The organism is Rufibacter sp. JT20002, assembly GCF_056491185.1.
On sequence record NZ_JBSZJY010000001.1, the window covers coordinates 687332 to 705119 of the forward strand.

Here is a 17788-nt window from a genome sequence, read left to right on the forward strand (position 1 = left end):
TTCAGGAAATTAGAATTGGAGATTGAAGCCTAAAGAATAGACGGAGATGTTAGGATATCTTGCCCCGTTTCTGGTAAGCAACTCAGGGTCCCACAATTTGAAGTTGCTGAAGGTGAGCAGGTTCACGCCTCTTAAATACACCCGGGCGTTTCCTATCCCAACCTTGCTTGAAATAGCGTTTGGAATGGTGTACCCAATTTCAGCCGTCTTCAAGCGGAGGAAATCAATTTCTTTCAACCACCAGCTGCTGTACTGGTTGTTGTTGCTGCTTCCGTTGGCTCCAGAACCGTAGGACATTCTTGGGTAAAATGCGTTCGGGTTAGGGTTCTCTTCCGTCCAGCGGTCTAAGGCTATCTCATACAGGTTTTCTCCGCCACCATCTCCGCTGAAAGCTCTAATACTGCGGCCTTCCAGAACAATGTCAGCCTCTGCCTGCCCCTGGAAGAAGAAACTAACGTCTAATCCTTTGTATCCCAGGCTTGTTCCGAAACCGTAAGTTAGGGCAGGCACATCCCCTTGACCAATCTCAGAGATGTCATTGGCATCAATGCGGCCGTCTCCGTTTAAATCTTTGTATCTGATGTCACCGGGCTGAATTCTACCAAACTGGACAGGAAATTGGTCGCTGTCATCAGGGGTAATGAACCCGTCTTTGTTTACGTCATCCTCCAGGCTGTAAAGACCTTCTGCGGTGTATCCCCAGTTTGCCAACAAAGGAGTTCCTCTTCTTTCTAACCAAGGATAAAGCTGAGGTGCCTGGTCGTTCTCTATGATCTTATTTCTGTTGTAAGAGAAGGTACCTCTAAAGCCCATTGAGAAATCACCTATGTTTTTATCGTACGTGATGGTACCGTCAAACCCCTTGTTTTCTACAATACCTAAGTTGCCCGAAGGGATAGAGGTAAGGCCAACATAAGCGGGTACGTCTCCCCTAGTCACAAAAGCTCCTTCTCTGCGGTCTTTGAAGACGTCAAAGATGATTCCTAAGCTGCTGTTGAAAGCATTGATCTCAATACCTATGTCTTGCTTACGGGCCTCCACCCACGTAACAGCCACACCATACGTTTGCTCCAATATACCACCAATACCTTCTCTGTTTCTACCAAAGGTGTACCCTCTGATATTATCGTCAGTAACGTTTCCTAAGAAGGCGAATCTACCGGCACCAGAGTCAGAGCCTACTTTTCCGTCAGTGTATCTTAGTTTTAAGAAGTTGATGGTGTTAGCCAAGGGTTCAAAGAACCGCTCATTGGAAACAACCCAACCTAAACCAAACGCCGGGAAGAAGCCGTATCTGTTTGCCGGGTCAAAGTTTTCAGAACCATTGTATCCGATATTGACCTCAGCAAAGTACCTGTCATTGTAAGAGTAGGTAGCACGGGCGGCAATTCCTTCGGTTCTGAAAGGGATAGATTCTGTAAAGTTGCCTGCGAAAGCATTTGAATAATCTGACCGGTTGCCCAAGATCAATCCGCTTACCCGGTGTTTATCAAAAGCCCTATCGTAATTCAAGGCACCCTCCATGTAGAATCTTCTGTTTCCGCCGTTTTCGCGGCCATAAGACAAGAAGTTCTGCCCAGAGAAAGTAGGAGCATCGCCTAAGTTCAAGGTTCCATCTGGGTTCCTAGGGTTATTGGGGTCTACAATCCAGGTATCTTCCCGCTTGCTTCTTCTGATGTAGTGTTGGTTGAAAGCATCAAAAGCGAACATGGCGGTTGCAGACAGACCTGGCGTAAGAGCTTCTAGACTTTGGGTTACTCTTAAGTTAGAGAAGAGCTGGTTCTTGTTTTCGTTTTGATATCCTCTAAGTGCAGCGTCTGCATAAGGATTTCTTGACCCTCCGTTTGATGTTCTACCTGGGACTAATCCACCTGGATACATCACTGGGTATTCTATAGGACTGATTTCCAGAGCCGAACTGTAGATAGTAGCGGCGTTTTCAGCCGGATAATTTCCTGTAGCAATGTACCCCTGGATACCAAGGTCTACCTTGGTGGACTTTGTCAGGTCCAGCGTCACGTTAGAGGTGACATTATAGCGGGTGAACCGGGTAGTGGCGTTATATTGAGCAATAGCATCTGTATTGAAAAGGCCCGTCTCATCATAATACCCCAAAGACACATAGTACCTTGCCTGCGGAGAGCCGCCGCTCACATTTAAGTTAGCATTCCGATTCTTGCCGTATTTTTCAAAAACCTCATCTAACCAGTTCACATCTGGATACACAAAAGGATCTTCGCCGCTAGCGGTTTTATCAATCACCTCCTGGCTGTACTTAGGAGTAGGGATATTTCCGCCGGGTTCGCGTCTGGTATAGATGGCCTCGTTGGTGAGGTTCATGTAATCTACGCCGCCTATGAGTTTAGGGACTTTGGTGAATTGGGTGATGCCTTGGTTGTAGTCAAACGTAACCCGCGGTTTCCCCTCCTCTCCTCTTTTGGTCATAATCAGGATTACCCCGTTAGCGCCTCTTACTCCGTACACTGCCGTAGCGGAAGCGTCTTTCAGGATGGTAAAGGATTCCACATCTTGTGGGTCAATGTTGTTCATAGAACGCTCTACCCCGTCTACCAAAACCAATGGCGCACTGGAACCACTTAAAGACGCGATACCCCTGATCCAGATGTCTGCTCCATCATAACCTGGCTGGCCGGAACGCTGCACACCCGTTACCCCGGCTACCCGACCTGCCAGCATCGTACTGATGTTCGCAACCGGCTGGTCTAACTCCTTCACCGAAACCGAAGCTTGGGCACCCACATTGCTAATTTTACGCTGGGTACCATAGGCCACTACCACTACCTCATCCACCTTGGTTTGGTCCTCGTCCAACACAATGTTAATAGATGATTTTCCGCCGATGGCAACCTCTTTAGATAGGTAACCAATGTACGACACCACCAGTGTCCCACTCTCATTGGGGGCATTGATCGTGTAATTCCCGTTTACATCAGTGGTGGCTCCGATGGCGGTGCCTTTCACGCTCACAGAAGCGCCAATTAAGGGCGCCCCGGTTTTATCGGTCACCTTCCCTTTAACTTGAAAATCATATCTCGCCTGTGACTGAGTAGCCTGTCTGGCTTTGGAAACGCGGCCAGGAAACTTTTTAGACGCCTTTTCTCCACCAGCTAGGGAGGGCACCGCACTAGTTACAAAGCAGAATCCGGCCAGAACCAACTTGAGCCAAAGCCCTCGATTCTTTTGGGTGTAACTACTGAGTAGGAATTTAAGTGGTAAATCTCGTTTCATATGGTTCCTTTTATATTAGAGTATGGCTTAAATTTCATAGAGGGTGATTACGACTGGTAGGCATATGGCTTAAGTACTAATATCAGCGCAGATGCGGTATGATTTCTTCTACTATTGACCTTCAAGAAACCCGTTTTATATTTAGTTAATAAAACGTTTTAGCATGTATATAAAAACACTTGTCTGTTGACTTGATAAAAGCATTGTTGAACATGTTACAAGATTTTATTTGACAAAGCATATCCTTTCAACTTCTTAAAAGTCAATTCTAGATACACTTTACTACTGGGCTAAGGAGCAACCTATCTTTATCTACAAGCAAAGAAGCCAACCTGTGGCGCCCCTCTCCTATTTTGGAATCATGCGAGCATTGATAGCTGCATCTTTTTTTGCCCAAAACAGGCATTAATACCTTTATTTCTCAGCTAAAACTAACTAAATCGTTTTAGCAAGTTTCTATTAAAAGAAGCGTTAAGCGTAAGAGGTATTAAAATTTGATACTGGAAAGCTGTACTTATTATGAAAACGCAGAGAAATTTCTGCCGGTAAAGAATGAAGGAAAGCCAAGGAGAAGCCAACAAAAACTTGTTTGAATCCTTAACTTTCAAAGGCAACAAGATCAAATTCCTTCAATGTGGAACACTCTTACTTGTATGCCTTTGTTTTATTGCCAGGAAGAAGATGGCGAATTTCGCAATTACATCCGTTTTTGTTCTTCTTTCATTAACAATATGCTAAAAGAACAAACATTATTTTTAAAAAGCAAGAAGGCCTCCAAAAAATATTTTTCTTCCTCAACTTCCTAGTTCCTCTACTCCAAAGTTCTAAAAACATTGTTCCTGCTACAAAGGGGCTTCCCGCTCTAAACTGCCAAGCTTAATTTCTATACCACAGTTCTGCTACTTTTTATGTCTTTTATAAAAACAAGGCTGAAAATACAACTCTCTTTTTTAGAGCTCTACATCAATTCAATAAGTCTTTGCTAGTAAATCGGTTTATCTGCCGGGTAGTATCCTTCTCTTTTTTGCTTAATTTCACTCGGCAGAAGCAGGCATCGCACTGCTTCTGGTGTTGATTAGATTTGGCATCTCCCCCTGCCCTGTGCAAGATCACACTTGGTTGGAATCATCAAGGTTGTATTCCGCCATCAACGCGTGCTTTCCTGTTAGCGCCATCCGCACCTAACAGGAAGAAGCAATTTGCCAATAATTTTAAGAAAAGGATGAAAAAACGGTTATCCATCAGAGACATTGCCCAGCAGTTAAATATCTCCATTACCACGGTCTCTTTCATCCTGAACGGCAAAGCCAAAGAGAAGCGAATCAGCGAGCATGTCACCGAGCGGGTCTTGAAACTGGTAGAGGAACTGGACTACAAGCCCAACCAGATTGCCCGAAGCCTAAGGACCGGGAAATCAAAGATCATCTGCCTGATGGTGGAGGATATCTCTAATGATTTCTTTTCCAGTGTTGCCCGGCACATTGAAGAGAACGCTTTTAAGCAAGGCTACAAAATCATCTATTGCAGCACAGAGAACAAGCTTGACAAAACCCGGGAGTTGATTAAAATGTTCAGGGAACGGAATATTGACGGGTACATCATCTCCCCGCCGGAAGGAATAAAGGAGGATATCCAGTCGCTGTTGGATGACAACCTGCCGGTAGTTCTTTTTGACCGCCTTGTTCCGGGGCTTCTCACCAACCATGTCATGATTGACAATTTTGATGCGACCTACAAGGCCGTACATCACTTACTAGAGCAGGGCCATGAAAACATTGCCTTTGTAACCCTTGACTCCAATCAAACCCAGATGAGGGATCGGTTAGGCGGTTACCAAGAAGCTATGAAGGTTCATCAACTCAAAACCAGTATTCTGAAAGTAAGCTACCAAGAAACGTTTGAACAGCACTCTGACCAGATTGCTTCTTTCCTGAAAAAGCAAAAAGGGTTAGATGCGGTTTTGTTTGCCACCAACTACCTAGCCACCCGGGGCATTGACGCGTTAAACAAAGTAAATCTCAGCATCCCCACCGATATTGGAGTGGTCGCCTTTGATGACCTGGACTTCTTCAAGCTATACAAACCTACCATCACCGCTATCGCGCAGCCGATAGAGGAGATGTCGAAAAAGCTGATTGAGATTATCCTGAGAAAGCTAGAAGGTTTGCCGGAGGAGGAAAACAGGTCAGAGGTGGTTTTACCCACCAAGCTGATCATACGGAACTCGTCTGTCATTATTAGCCAAAACCCTTCCTGAATCCGAAGTACTCCCATAACGTTTTAAGCCTCATTTTACCAAAGGAGCCTGTAAATGGTTCCTACAAGGAAGAATTTTCGCGGGGTAGCTTTACCGCTGCGGCAGAAAAAGTAAGAACCGGGTACCTTGCCCTACCTGGCTGGTTACCTCCACGTGGCCGCCCATGGCATCAAGGTGGCTTTTGATAAGGAACAATCCCATGCCTCTTCCCTCCTGCTTGGTGTGGAAGCGCTTGTAGAGTTTAAAGACGTTTTCCTTTGCTTTATCCATGTCAAAGCCGGAGCCGTTGTCTGCGAAAGAGATGACCACTCCTTTCTCGGTGTAGCCGTAGCATTTGATGGTAATCTCCAAGCTTCGCTCTTCTGCCCTGTATTTAATGGCGTTGGAGAGTAGGTTGTAGAAAATGCTGTGCAGGTAGGCCTTGTTGGCTTTCACTCCAAGCCCTTCTTCCAAATCAATGATCACCTTCGCCCCGGAGGAGGCAAGTAACTCCTTACACGAGGAAAGGGCCTGATCTAACACACTGAGAAGGTCTACCCGTTCTAACTCTAGATTGCCTTTGCTGTCCCGGATGCCTAGGATGGTATTCACGTCTTTGAGCACGGCGTCCAGTTTCTCCACGCTTTGCCGGAGGAACAAAAGTGATTTCCCAAACAGGTCAGAGTCCCTTTCCATGTGCAGGAGCAGATCGGCTAACCCCAAGGCGTTGGCCACCGGCCCTCTTAGGTTATGGGAAATGATGTAGGAAAACTGCTGCAGATCGCTTTTCTGCCTATACAGGTCATTGGCTAGTTTGGAGAGCTCCAGTTCAGAGTTTTTCAAATCAGTGATGTCTGTCTGGACCACCACAAACCTGGTTATTTCTCCGCTGTCATCCAGCACCGGGCTTACCTCTACACTCACCCACACCCCCTCTCCATCCTTTTTGCGGTTCAGGATCTCAAAGAAGACGGGCTTTCCTTGAACCAGATCCTGCTCAATGGGGCCGTAAACAGTAGGGTCAGCGTCTGGGTGGTGCAGCAGTTCGGGTGGTCTTTTGCCAATTGACTCTTCCATGCTGTACCCGTGCAGCCTGGTAAAGCCTTCGTTCACCCATTCAATAACGCCGGTTTTATCGATGATAATGACGCCGCTGTTTGACTTGCTGGCTACCAACGAAAGTTTCTCTAGTTCATGCTGCGCGGTAATCTTGTCAGATACTTCATCAAAATAGATGGAAAGCCCTTCATCAGAGGGATAGGCCTTTACCTGGAACCACTTTTCGTGCGCCGTCAGGTAATGGGTAAACGCCACGGTCTTACCCGTTTCCAAAGCCTGTTGAAATTGATTGTAGGAGTCTGTTCCTACTTCCTCCGGGAAAAGCGACCACAGGTTTACGCCAATGTGCAGGTTCCTGTCAAATGGCAGCAGGCGTTCGGCTTCTTTGTTGAGGTAGGTAATGTGCCAGTTTCGGTCAACTGTCAGAAGCCCATCGGTGATACTTTCTAAAATGGTATTGAGTTTTTTGGCCTGCTGCTGGATGGTCTCGTAGGCAAGGGCCATAGAAGTGATGTCTTTGCCAATGGTCTGGGCACCTATGACTTCGCCGTTCACTACCACCGGGTACTTGATGGTGTCAAACACCCGCTTCTCGTTTCCTACCACCAACTCCAAGTTTCTTCTGAGAGTATTACCAGCCAAAACCTCTTGCAGGGCTTTCCTTGCCGCCAAAGCAACCTCCGGAGAAAAGAATGAGGCAGAGGGGCGGTTCACGGCCTCTTCAGGAGAGATGCCCCAAGTTTGGCAGAAACCTTTGTTCACCTCGGTGATCAACCCTTCCGGGTTCTCCAGGAATACAACATCTGGATTTTTCTCAAACAGCGCTTTATACTTTTGCTCACTCTCCTCCAGTTTGCGTCGGCCTTCTTCCAACTCAGTGATGTTGCGGGCTACGCAGTATAAGGTGTTGTCTTCTTCAGACCAGGCCGCCGACCACAGAATGTACACCACCGTTCCGTTTCTATGGATAAGCCGGTTTTCAAAGTTTCGGCGTTTTGTTCCGCTAATGGCTACCTGGATAGCAGCTTGCGTAGAATCAAAATCATCTGGGTGAAGCACTTCTGTAAAATGCCGGCCCGCCAACTCACCGGTTTCATAGCCCAGCATGTCGGCACTTGCCTCACTGGCATAGGTATAGAAGCCACTGCCGTTCAAGGTGCAAATCATGTCAAGCGAGACTTCCGCCAGCTTTTCCCATTTGATGGCACTGCCCTCTGCTTGCAATGATGGTATCACCTTATTGGTCACTTTCTTTCTATTTTTTACTTAAAGGTACAAAAATAGGGAGTTTCTAATACGTGACCAGCCTTATCACGGCATTAAAGGCGACATAATAGGGTTTGAGGAAATGAAGGGTTTTGCCAAAACCCTCTTAGGTTAGAAGTGGTTTTGCTTTACCGGCAACACTCAACCAAAAGTGAGGTAACGGATAATGAACAAGTTAGCCTCTGTTCCCAGAATCAAGCAGCCACTACCGATTCTTTGGGTTGCTTTATCTTGCTTTGGATGGAAAGCAGCCATCGCTCTGCCGCCAATTGACTATCAAAGATGGCCACCTTCACGTTCTGGACATCCAGCCTTGCTCCATAGTCGGCGGTCAGGTTGCTTTTGGGCGGTTTCACCCAGGCAAAGTAGGCGCAGGTAGTTTTGTCTAGTTCCAGAAAACCGATAGTAGCCGCCCAGATAGCGGTGGCTTTCCAGTGGGCCGTTACATTGGCGTTGTTATTCAGGATCATATTGCATCGCTCTTGCCCCAACATGTTTAGCAATAAGCGGCACCCATCCAGCACGTTTTGCTTGGTGACATCTCCCCACCAATCTACGTGGAGAATGTTTGTATCAGAATCCACCGAAATTGTAACGTAAGGCTCAATAAGCAAGACTGTTCTACCCATAACACCAAATAAATTAACGTGACCACTCCCTTAAAAAAGTGTTATTAAATATAAGATACTTTATTCAACACTTCAAAACTTATCCTGCTATTTCTATTCTTTGGCAAACCCCTAAAGTTGAACACTCTCTTTGAACCTAATTAGAGGTTCTTTTTCAGAAAACAGACCTTAAATAAGCCCTTGCAAATTCTTGCCAGGCTCCTGATTAACTTGAGATTAAGATGCCATTTTTCCCTCTAACCTCTTGTTTTCTTAATTACGTGGCAGAGAAAGCTTTGTCCTTCTGTTCTTAAAACCATTAAAATCTCTAGAGCTCTCCTTCTTAACAATTACATAACATACCAGTAATATTCAGGCAATACGACCGCTCTACTTTTGCACCAGAAAATGATTGCGCCTTCTGCCGAGACTACAGTTAGCTGCTTTTGTTTTTAGGAAAAATGCAAGAAGCAGGCCATTAGGCGGGCTTATCGCATACTTCCACCCTCTCAATCTTGTATTCTGACTAAATTCAGGAAAGAGCCTCAATAACTTTTTAACTTTTGACAACCGCTTTTTGCTTATGTTCTCACCCATAAACAAAAAAGTATCGACTCCTTATTTCAAGAAAATAAGTGCTATTGCTGCTTTTGTTCTTTCCGCTTCTATGTCACAGGCGCAGGTAACGGTTACTTCTGCTCAAGATTCAGTTGTAGCTCAGCCCAAAGCTCCTGAGGCGCCAAAATCACATTGGTACGATAAGATTTCCTTACGGGGATACGTACAAATACGTTATAACCGCCTGTTAGAAACCAACCCCAACCTAAAAACTGAATATGACCGCTCAGTTGGCGACAAGGGCGGTTTCCTGATCAGAAGGGCACGCATGGTGTTCAGCGGAAACGTGCACGAGCGGGTTTACATCTACATCCAGCCAGATTTTGCTTCCACCCCATCCGGAAGTTCCACCATCCACTTCGTCCAGCTGAGAGACGCCTATTTTGACTTATCGCTGGACAATAAAAAAGAATTCAGACTGCGGGTGGGCCAAAGCAAGATTCCTTACGGCTTTGAGAACATGCAGTCCAGCCAGAACCGGCTCACCCTTGACCGAGCCGATGCCTTGAACACCGCCCTGCCCAATGAGCGTGATTTAGGGGTAATGTTTTACTGGGCTCCGGAGCACATCAGAAAGAGATTTAGTGAACTGGCCAATGGTCGCTTGAAAGGTTCCGGTGATTACGGAGTATTTGGTTTGGGTATCTACAATGGCCAGACCGCCAACCGCCAGGAAGCTAATAACAACCAACACATCGTAGCCAGGCTCTCGTATCCTTTCGCGTTCAAGAACGGGCAGATTGTGGAACCCGGCATCCAGGCGTATACCGGGTTGTACACGGTTACCTCAGATCAGTTGAGCAGCAGCGCCATAAAAGGAGGCGACTTTGATGACAGCCGGGTAGCCGCCAGTTTGGTCGTGTATCCGCAGCCTTTCGGGTTTCAGGCCGAATACAACGTGGGCAGAGGCCCTGAGTTTGATCCCGCCACCAGCACCATCCAGACCAGATCGTTGAAGGGAGGTTACGCACAGGCCATGTATGCCTTCAAATTAGGTGAGCATAACTTGATTCCGTTTGTGAAAGCCCAGTATTATGATGGGGGCCGGAAAACAGAAACCGATGCCCGTTACAGCAAAGTCTACGAAACCGAGATTGGGGTAGAATGGCAACCGCTCGCCAATTTTGAGCTAGCCACCCAATACACCATCTCTGACCGGACCACCCGTGACGCCCGAAATCTGGACAACCGTCAACACGGACAATTTCTACGGGTACAAGCACAATTCAACTTTTAAGCCGAATACAAAAATCTGACGTAAAAACGTGAAAACTAATCCCATGAAATCAATCAAAACCCAAGTAAGCAGCTTCTTGATAGCTACATTATTTCTAGGAGCCTGCGGTGGTGGCGGAGACGCAAAAAAAGAAAACACAGAGGCTGACAAATCAGCTACTGGTGCCACTACCATCACCATTAAAGGGAGTGACACGGTTCTTCCGTTAGCACAGCAACAGGCTGAGAAGTACATGGGTACAAATAAAGGTGCTGCCATCACGGTAGTGGGCGGTGGTACTGGTGTGGGCCTATCAGCGCTACAAGAAGGCACCACAGATATCGCCATGGCTTCCCGCGGCTTGAAAACTGAGGAGAAACTGAAGCTGAAAGGTGCCAAGAAAGACGTGAAAGAAGCGCTTATTGCCTATGACGCCCTTTCTGTGATTGTGAACCCCAGCAACAAAGTTAACCAGCTGACCCGCGAGCAATTAGAGGGCATCTTCACCGGCAAGATCACCAACTGGAAAGAAGTAGGTGGTGCCGATGAGAAGATTGTAGCTTATTCGCGTGAGACTAGCTCTGGTACCTATGAGTTCTTCAAAGAGCACGTAATGGACAAAAAGAACTACGCTAACGGAATCCTTATGATGCCAGCTACTGGTTCCATTGTGCAATCGGTGAGCCAGACAAGCGGCGCCATTGGCTACATTGGCTTAGCGTATGAGAGCAAGGAAGTGAAATCATTGGCGGTGTCCTATGACCAAGGCAAGACCTTCGTGGCCCCTAGCGTGGAAGCTGCCAAAAACAAAACGTACCCTATCTCCCGTCCGCTGTTCTTCTTCTATGACGCCACGGCAGAAAGTAAAGTGAAACCGTTTGTAGATTACGTACTTTCAGACGAAGGTCAACAGACGGTACAGGCCATCGGGTACATTCCATTGAGCAAGTAATTTTTTAGCGCCTAATCCAACTCTCTTGAAACGGTACTTCCACAATTTTGGTGAAAGAGTAATAGAAGGGTTGATCACCCTCAGCGGCACGGTAACCAGTATTACTGTGCTGCTGATTGTGTTTTTCCTCTTCAAAGAAGGCTTGGGCGTTTTCAGCCAGACGCCGGTAGCGGAAGGGTCCGTGATCGCCGTGAACAAGCAAAACCCGGTGAAAGAGCTTTCTGCCGCCCAGGTGAAAGACATCTTTGACCAGGAAATTACCAATTGGAAACAGGTAGGTGGCTCCAATGCTCCCATCAAGCTGTTTGAGATTGATGACATCACGGATTACTACACCGAAGAACAGATTGGTGCCAACTTTGAATACCTGCCTCAGCGCTTGAACGAGCTGGTAGCCAAAGACCCCAACATCCTGGCTTTCTTCCCGGATGAATACTTGGCCAAAGACTTCGCTGGTCAGCGGATTGAACTTGACAACATCTCAGTAGGTGGATTTTTGGGCGGACGGGAATGGTATCCTACCATTCAACCGGCGGTGCAGTTAGGGGTTCTTTCTCTGATTCTGGGTACGCTTTGGGTAAGTTTAGGCGCCATTGCCATTGCCCTTCCGCTGGGTTTAGCCACCTCCATTTACCTGGCTGAAATTGCGAACCCTAAAGTCAGAAACTTCCTGAAACCGGTGATTGAGCTTTTGGCCGGTATCCCTTCGGTGGTGTATGGCTTCTTTGGATTGGTGGTGATTGTGCCGCTTATCCAGGATGTGTTTGGCTTGCCAGTGGGCGAAACTGCCTTGGCCGGTAGTATCATCCTGGGCATCATGGCCCTACCTACCATTATCTCGGTATCAGAAGATGCCATGCGCACCACGCCCCGGGCCATGAAAGAAGCCAGCTTGGCCTTAGGCGCCAATAAGTGGCAAACTATTTACCGGGTCATCATCCCTTATTCTATCTCGGGCATCTCAACGGCCGCCATTTTGGGTATTGGCCGTGCCATTGGCGAGACCATGGCCGTGCTCATGGTGACGGGTAACGCCTCGGTGATTCCGCATACGTTTCTGGAGCCGGTTCGAACCATTCCGGCGACCATTGCCGCAGAATTGGGCGAGGCGCCTCAGGGCGGCATTCACTACCAGGCGCTTTTCGCGCTGGGCTGTATCCTGTTCCTGATGACCCTGGCCATTAACCTGACGGTTGATTTAGTATCGGCTAAAAAGAAAGCAAACAGATAAGCCATGAGTTTCGGAGAAACATCATCTGCCCACAAAAGCAAAAAGCTTTCCCAAAGCATCGCTTTTTTCATCTTCCGGTTGCTCAGCTTTGCCGTGGTAGCCATCCTTCTTATCATTCTGGGCTTTATTCTGGTGCAGGGCATCTCGGTGATCAGCTGGGATTTCCTTACTGAGGCGCCTCGTGAGGGCATGACCGAGGGCGGTATTTTCCCGGCCATTGTGGGTACGCTCTGCCTGGTAGCGGGTAGCATGCTGTTTGCTTTCCCTATCGGTATTCTTTCGGGGATTTACATCAATGAGTACGCCAAAGACAGCTGGTTTAAGCGCTTCGTGAAACTTATGACCAACAATTTGGCGGGTATTCCTTCTATTGTCTTCGGATTGTTCGGGATGGCTTTGTTTGTAAACCAGTTTGGTTTCGGGGACTCCATTCTGGCGGGTTCCTTGACCTTGGGATTACTGGCTTTGCCGGTGGTGATCAGGACCACCGAGGAATCTTTGAAAGCCATTGACAATTCTTTCCGAATTGGCTCCTTAGCGCTAGGCGCCACCAAATGGCAGACCACTAGCCGGGTGGTGTTGCCCATGGCCTTCCCTAACATCATCACGGGTCTCATTCTCTCTATTGGCCGGGTTTCCGGCGAGACGGCACCTATCCTGTTTACCGTAGCCGCTTACTTTTTGCCAAAGCTACCCACCAGCATTTTTGACCAAGTGATGGCGTTGCCGTATCATTTGTACGTAATCTCCACCAGCGGCACAGACATTGAAGCTTCCCGCGCCATGGCGTACGGAACGGCCTTCGTCCTGATCATGATTGTGTTGCTGGCAAACTTGCTGGCGAACTGGTTACGCCGGTATTTCGGTAAAAAGGTAAAAATGAATTAATTTCCGTTTTGAGGTTCTTTTTCCCCTAAACAACCTTAAAACAAGTAATAGCTTCCCTCTGACCTGCCTTCTTTTAGATTGATATGAATAGTGTAGAAACCAAAGACGTTCACCTTTATTACGGCGACTTCCATGCCCTGAAAGGCATTACCATGGACATGAAGAAAAATCAGGTAACGGCATTCATTGGCCCCTCTGGTTGCGGTAAATCTACGTACCTGCGGTGCTTTAACCGCATGAACGATCTTATTGACGGCGTACGGATTGAAGGCGACATCTTGATTGACGGCGTAGACATCTACAAAACCAACATTCAGGTAGACGACCTGCGTAAGCACGTGGGCATGGTGTTCCAGAAGCCCAACCCGTTCCCGAAGTCTATTTTTGAGAACGTGGCTTACGGACTGCGGGTGAACGGCACCAAAGACAAGAAATTCATTGAGGAGCGGGTAGAGCGTTCTTTGCAGCAAGCCGCCCTCTGGGATGAGGTGAAAGACAAGCTGAAGAAATCGGCGTTTGAGTTATCCGGAGGTCAGCAACAACGCCTTTGCATTGCGCGGGCCTTGGCCATTGAGCCATCGGTGCTGCTGATGGACGAGCCTACCTCGGCCCTGGATCCGTTGTCAACCGCCAAAACCGAAGAACTCATTCACCAGTTAAAAGAAAATTACACCATTGTGATTGTTACCCACAACATGCAGCAGGCGGGCCGGGTAAGCGATTACACCGCCTTTTTCTACTTAGGCGAACTGGTGGAATACGCCAAAACCAAAACGCTCTTCACCAACCCCAAGGATCAACGCACCCAAAACTACATCACGGGTCGTTTTGGTTGATTAGCTTTAAGAATATGTTTTAGCGCCTGTTTCCGGAAAAGGTGCTTGAAACAAAAGAGATCGTTTACCGCTATTTTCGGATTAGCATCACAGGAGAAATCCTTTCGCTTAGTTACCTTCCTTTAGCAGAACCAGGTTATATATGAATCAATTAGATAAAGAACTTCTTCGGATTAAAACCAAGGTGGAGGAGATGTGGGATTTGGTAGATTTCCAGCTGGCTTCTGGCAAAGAGGCGCTGCTTACCTCCAATGAAGACTTGGCAAAGAAGGTGATCAAAAGCGGGAAGAAAGTGAATGGCTATGACATCAAGATTGACCGCATGTGCGAGAACATTTTCGCGCTGTTCAATCCGGTGGCGGTAGACTTACGCTGGGTGCTGGCTATCCTGAAAATAAACTCCAACCTGGAGCGCATTGGAGATTACGCCGAGAGCATTGCCCACATGCTGAAAGAAGCTAATCCGCCCATTGAGCCCACCCTTCTGGCCGAGAGCCGGTTCCTGGAAATGTACGACGCCTGTGAAAACATGCTCAGAAACGTGCGCCAAGCCTTTCTGGAAGAAAACACTGAACTAGCCCGGCAGGTGCTTAAGCAGGATAAACTCCTGAACAAGATACACGCGAAAACCGACAAGGTGCTGATGCGCTATTTTGAAACGCACCCAGATAACATCTACCAAAGCCTGAAGGTAGCCGGGATCATCAGAAAACTAGAGCGGATTGGGGACCACACCACCAACATTGCCGAAGAAATTGTATTCTACGTAGATGCCAAGGTGGTAAAGCACAAACAGAAAAAGAAGAAAAACAAAGGCACCGAATAAGTGGTCTAGGACTTGGCCCAGGTACAACGGGCTGATTCACCTCTAAGAGGCGGCTCCCCTTTTAGAGGTACTTTTCTAGAAACGCCTGTAAATCGGGTTATTGGCTTTGGCCTGAGCTGTATTACCTAGGCAGACGGCAAGCTAGGACCAGATACTAGATCATTCTAAAGGCTTGCTCTCGCGGTAGGTTACACCTGCTAGAAGCAGCTTGGCAGGAGGTCGGTCCCCGTAGAACTACGGCAACAACTGGTAGCCTGCTGCTGTCATTTCAAAACCTAACTGCTTGCGGTACATCGCTTTCAGGTACTCCAGTTTGGCATAAGCCAACTGAATCAACTGCTCTGGAGTCTGGAATCCGTCCTCTCTTTCCTCATAAAGCTGGCTTTGAGGAGTTATATTTTCCACTGCATCAACACTGTTCATTTTTATACTTGTTTAAGGCAGAAACATTGATTCTCGCATGATTACAGTGCAATTATAAAAGCTTCTTTGGGGCAAAATGGATATTTTAGTCCTAGTCCGCTCTGCTCCCGGTGAACCTGCCCAAAGAACCGTTGAATTGATAAATTACAATTCTGCTTTTTACAACCTTCATTGGTTTGCGGCCGCTTTCTAAAAGCCTTATTTTTGTATCCTCCTGCTGCATACAAAGCTGGTGAAGAATTTTATGCCGCTACTTCCCTCTCGCTTCCAGAACCGCCCCCGCCTTCTTTTCAACGGGCATCTACAAACCATTTTTCCCAGTACTATGCGCCGTAACCCGCCGGTGACGTACCTACGAGAAAGGATTGTCACCCCAGACCATGACTTCCTGGACCTTGACTGGTCAAAGATAGGCTCAGACACCCTGGTAGTTGTTTCGCATGGATTGGAGGGAGATACCCACCGGCCTTACATGACCGGGATGGTACAGGCCATGAACAAAGTGGGCTGGGATGCCCTGGCCTGGAATTTCAGGAGTTGCAGCGGCGAACCCAATCACTTGCTTCGGTCTTACCACATGGGGGCCATAGAGGATTTGGACCTAGTCGTGCGGCATGCGTTGAACCTGGGGTATAAAACCATTCATCTGATAGGATTCAGTATGGGAGGCAACCTCACGCTCAATTATCTGGCACAATGGTCTGACAAGATTCCCGCGCAGGTATCCCGGGCAGCGGTTTTTTCGGTGCCGTGCCATATGAAAAGCGCCTGCATCCAGTTGGCTAAGCCCGGTAACCGCATTTACATGAGGCGGTTTCTGAAATCACTGCACGAGAAGCTGAAACAAAAAGCCCTCCGGTTTGAGCTTGACCTTACGGGCTACGAGAAGATCACCACCTTTGAGGAGTTTGATGACAGGTACACCGCCCCTCTCCATGGCTTTAAGAACGCCGAAGACTACTATGAGCGCTGCAGTTCTGTGGCGCACCTGCACCGCATCCAGGTGCCTACCCTGTTGGTAAACGCCCTGAATGATCCCTTCCTGTCTAAGGAGTGTTTTCCCGTGGAACAGGCCCGGCAGAACCCTAACTTCTACCTGGAGATGCCCGAGGAGGGTGGTCACGTGGGCTTCTCCGAAGATTTCCTGAAAGGCCTTTATTATTCAGAGCGCCGCGCCGTGGAATTTTTGCAGGGGCACCTCTAAAAAATTTTCTTTTCGGGGCTCTTTTTTTTAAACCAGCGTCAAAACACCGGTTGACGGTGAAAATCGCCCTAGAACCCAAGAAAACTAAATTTCACAGGGAAAGAACTGAGGCTCAGAAGCATACCTACTACACCTGCTTGGGTTGCATTTTTTTAGATACTGTTCTATCATTGCAGGCGTTACCATAGGGGTCTTCAGTAAGTCAGGTGTCTACTGAATACTTTTTTGTTGAACGGAGGGGTAAGGTTAGAAACTCATTTTAGGAAAGAAGTTGAACGCTTTATCTTTGATTGATATTAAGATGCGCCTACAGAAGAAAGCTTTGAGCAACGTAACTAAAACATCTTCCCTTTTCCTTTTAAGCCTGACCCTGTTCCTGGGTTCCTGCGGAAAATCTTCCTACTCCACTTTCAGCAAACCAGATGAGAAGTACCGTTCTGCCAGAGAGATTGCAGAACTGAAGCGCAAAGAGCGCATGGAACGCCGCCGTTCCGGGTCTTCCGGCAAACCTGTCAAGGAAATCCACCTCTCCAGCCGGAGCAGAAAATCGCCCCGTTCTATTCATATCTCCGGCAGCAGCAATAGCAACCGGGCTGTCAGACGCGACATTGAGACCGTGATCAACACCGCCCGCTCTTATACGGGCACCCCTTACCAGTTGGGCGGCACTAGCCGCATTGGTATGGATTGCTCTGGCCTGCTTTGCACCTCTTTTCAGGAAATTGGCGTGCAATTGCCACGCACCTCTAATGAGCAAAGCCAGTTTGGTTCTACCGTTTCTCCTCAGGAGTTACAGGCCGGCGACCTGGTTTTCTTCAGCTCCTCTAAGAGTGCTTTCAACATAACGCACGTGGGCATGGTGACTGAGGTGAAAGGCCAGGCAGAGATCTGGTTTATTCATGCCTCCACCTCCTTGGGCGTGAAAGAAGACAACCTGTTTAGCCCTTATTACCAGAAAATATTTGTGAAGGCAGTACGCCCGTACATCTAAAATATCCTTTTTCTATAAAAGGTTCTTTTTGAAAAATCGCTAGAAGTACTACGTATTTTTACTAAACCCCTAATGAAGTCCTGAATAGGATAAGTGCTAATTAACAACTTTAAAAAAGCGTTAGCAAAACCTTAACTATAGGGTGTTAACCAGATTCCCTTCCCGCAACTTACTTTCAAATTGGG

13 protein-coding genes are annotated in these 17788 nt (G+C 47.5%); 9 read left to right on the plus strand and 4 right to left on the minus strand.

The window, feature by feature from the left end:
- Positions 1-9: 9 nt before the first annotated feature.
- Positions 10-3249, minus strand: coding sequence for a SusC/RagA family TonB-linked outer membrane protein (locus tag ACW9SV_RS02765; protein ID WP_479555210.1), 3240 nt, complete (start codon positions 3247-3249; stop codon positions 10-12).
- 1222 nt (positions 3250-4471) lie between these two features.
- Here ACW9SV_RS02765 and ACW9SV_RS02770 point away from each other — a divergent pair.
- Positions 4472-5506: a LacI family DNA-binding transcriptional regulator gene (locus ACW9SV_RS02770; protein ID WP_479555211.1), complete on the plus strand. Its 1035-nt coding sequence runs from the start codon at positions 4472-4474 to the stop codon at positions 5504-5506.
- 90 nt (positions 5507-5596) lie between these two features.
- On the opposite strand, the gene ACW9SV_RS02775 is transcribed toward ACW9SV_RS02770, so the two are convergent.
- Positions 5597-7780: a PAS domain-containing sensor histidine kinase gene (locus tag ACW9SV_RS02775; RefSeq protein WP_479555212.1), complete on the minus strand. Its 2184-nt coding sequence runs from the start codon at positions 7778-7780 to the stop codon at positions 5597-5599.
- Between the two features lie 224 nt (positions 7781-8004).
- Positions 8005-8439 (minus strand): hypothetical protein, encoded by a 435-nt coding sequence (locus tag ACW9SV_RS02780; protein WP_479555213.1) that lies wholly within the window; start codon positions 8437-8439, stop codon positions 8005-8007.
- Positions 8440-9001: 562 nt separating this feature from the next.
- Between ACW9SV_RS02780 and ACW9SV_RS02785 the strand changes: the two genes are divergently transcribed.
- The 6 genes from ACW9SV_RS02785 (at position 9002) to phoU (ending at position 14985) form a co-directional block, all read left to right on the plus strand.
- Positions 9002-10273, plus strand: coding sequence for a porin (locus ACW9SV_RS02785; RefSeq protein WP_479555214.1), 1272 nt, complete (start codon positions 9002-9004; stop codon positions 10271-10273).
- A 43-nt stretch (positions 10274-10316) separates the two neighbouring features.
- Positions 10317-11204, plus strand: a complete 888-nt coding sequence (locus ACW9SV_RS02790; RefSeq protein ID WP_479555215.1) for a phosphate ABC transporter substrate-binding protein — start codon at positions 10317-10319, stop codon at positions 11202-11204.
- Between the two features lie 25 nt (positions 11205-11229).
- Positions 11230-12435 (plus strand): phosphate ABC transporter permease subunit PstC, encoded by a 1206-nt coding sequence (gene pstC, locus ACW9SV_RS02795; protein ID WP_479555216.1) that lies wholly within the window; start codon positions 11230-11232, stop codon positions 12433-12435.
- A 3-nt stretch (positions 12436-12438) separates the two neighbouring features.
- Positions 12439-13323, plus strand: a complete 885-nt coding sequence (gene pstA / locus ACW9SV_RS02800) for a phosphate ABC transporter permease PstA (protein ID WP_479555217.1) — start codon at positions 12439-12441, stop codon at positions 13321-13323.
- An 83-nt stretch (positions 13324-13406) separates the two neighbouring features.
- Positions 13407-14159, plus strand: a complete 753-nt coding sequence (pstB, locus tag ACW9SV_RS02805) for a phosphate ABC transporter ATP-binding protein PstB (RefSeq protein WP_479555218.1) — start codon at positions 13407-13409, stop codon at positions 14157-14159.
- 142 nt (positions 14160-14301) lie between these two features.
- Entirely contained in the window at positions 14302-14985 is a 684-nt protein-coding gene (gene phoU / locus ACW9SV_RS02810) for a phosphate signaling complex protein PhoU (RefSeq protein ID WP_479555219.1), read from the plus strand.
- Positions 14986-15219: 234 nt separating this feature from the next.
- Here the strand turns inward: phoU and ACW9SV_RS02815 are convergent, their stop codons facing one another.
- The gene (locus ACW9SV_RS02815) at positions 15220-15408 is read right to left on the minus strand and encodes a hypothetical protein (RefSeq protein ID WP_479555220.1); all 189 of its coding nucleotides are present in this window, start codon (positions 15406-15408) and stop codon (positions 15220-15222) included.
- Between the two features lie 244 nt (positions 15409-15652).
- Here ACW9SV_RS02815 and ACW9SV_RS02820 point away from each other — a divergent pair, with 244 nt between their 5' ends.
- Positions 15653-16612: a YheT family hydrolase gene (locus tag ACW9SV_RS02820; RefSeq protein WP_479555221.1), complete on the plus strand. Its 960-nt coding sequence runs from the start codon at positions 15653-15655 to the stop codon at positions 16610-16612.
- A 286-nt stretch (positions 16613-16898) separates the two neighbouring features.
- On the plus strand, positions 16899-17603 hold the full coding sequence (locus ACW9SV_RS02825) for a C40 family peptidase (protein ID WP_479555222.1): 705 nt from the start codon (positions 16899-16901) through the stop codon (positions 17601-17603).
- Positions 17604-17788: the final 185 nt, after the last annotated feature.

What these genes read in the sequence shown, in the direction of transcription:
- ACW9SV_RS02780 (WP_479555213.1), bottom strand. Translation starts at nt 8,439, where the DNA reads ATGGGTAGAACAGTCTTGCTTATTGAGCCTTACGTTACAATTTCGGTG.
- ACW9SV_RS02790 (WP_479555215.1), top strand. Translation starts at nt 10,317, where the DNA reads ATGAAATCAATCAAAACCCAAGTAAGCAGCTTCTTGATAGCTACATTA.
- ACW9SV_RS02770 (WP_479555211.1), top strand. Translation starts at nt 4,472, where the DNA reads ATGAAAAAACGGTTATCCATCAGAGACATTGCCCAGCAGTTAAATATC.
- phoU (WP_479555219.1), top strand. Translation starts at nt 14,302, where the DNA reads ATGAATCAATTAGATAAAGAACTTCTTCGGATTAAAACCAAGGTGGAG.
- ACW9SV_RS02785 (WP_479555214.1), top strand. Translation starts at nt 9,002, where the DNA reads ATGTTCTCACCCATAAACAAAAAAGTATCGACTCCTTATTTCAAGAAA.
- ACW9SV_RS02765 (WP_479555210.1), bottom strand. Translation starts at nt 3,249, where the DNA reads ATGAAACGAGATTTACCACTTAAATTCCTACTCAGTAGTTACACCCAA.
- pstB (WP_479555218.1), top strand. Translation starts at nt 13,407, where the DNA reads ATGAATAGTGTAGAAACCAAAGACGTTCACCTTTATTACGGCGACTTC.
- ACW9SV_RS02820 (WP_479555221.1), top strand. Translation starts at nt 15,653, where the DNA reads ATGCCGCTACTTCCCTCTCGCTTCCAGAACCGCCCCCGCCTTCTTTTC.
- ACW9SV_RS02815 (WP_479555220.1), bottom strand. Translation starts at nt 15,408, where the DNA reads ATGAACAGTGTTGATGCAGTGGAAAATATAACTCCTCAAAGCCAGCTT.
- pstA (WP_479555217.1), top strand. Translation starts at nt 12,439, where the DNA reads ATGAGTTTCGGAGAAACATCATCTGCCCACAAAAGCAAAAAGCTTTCC.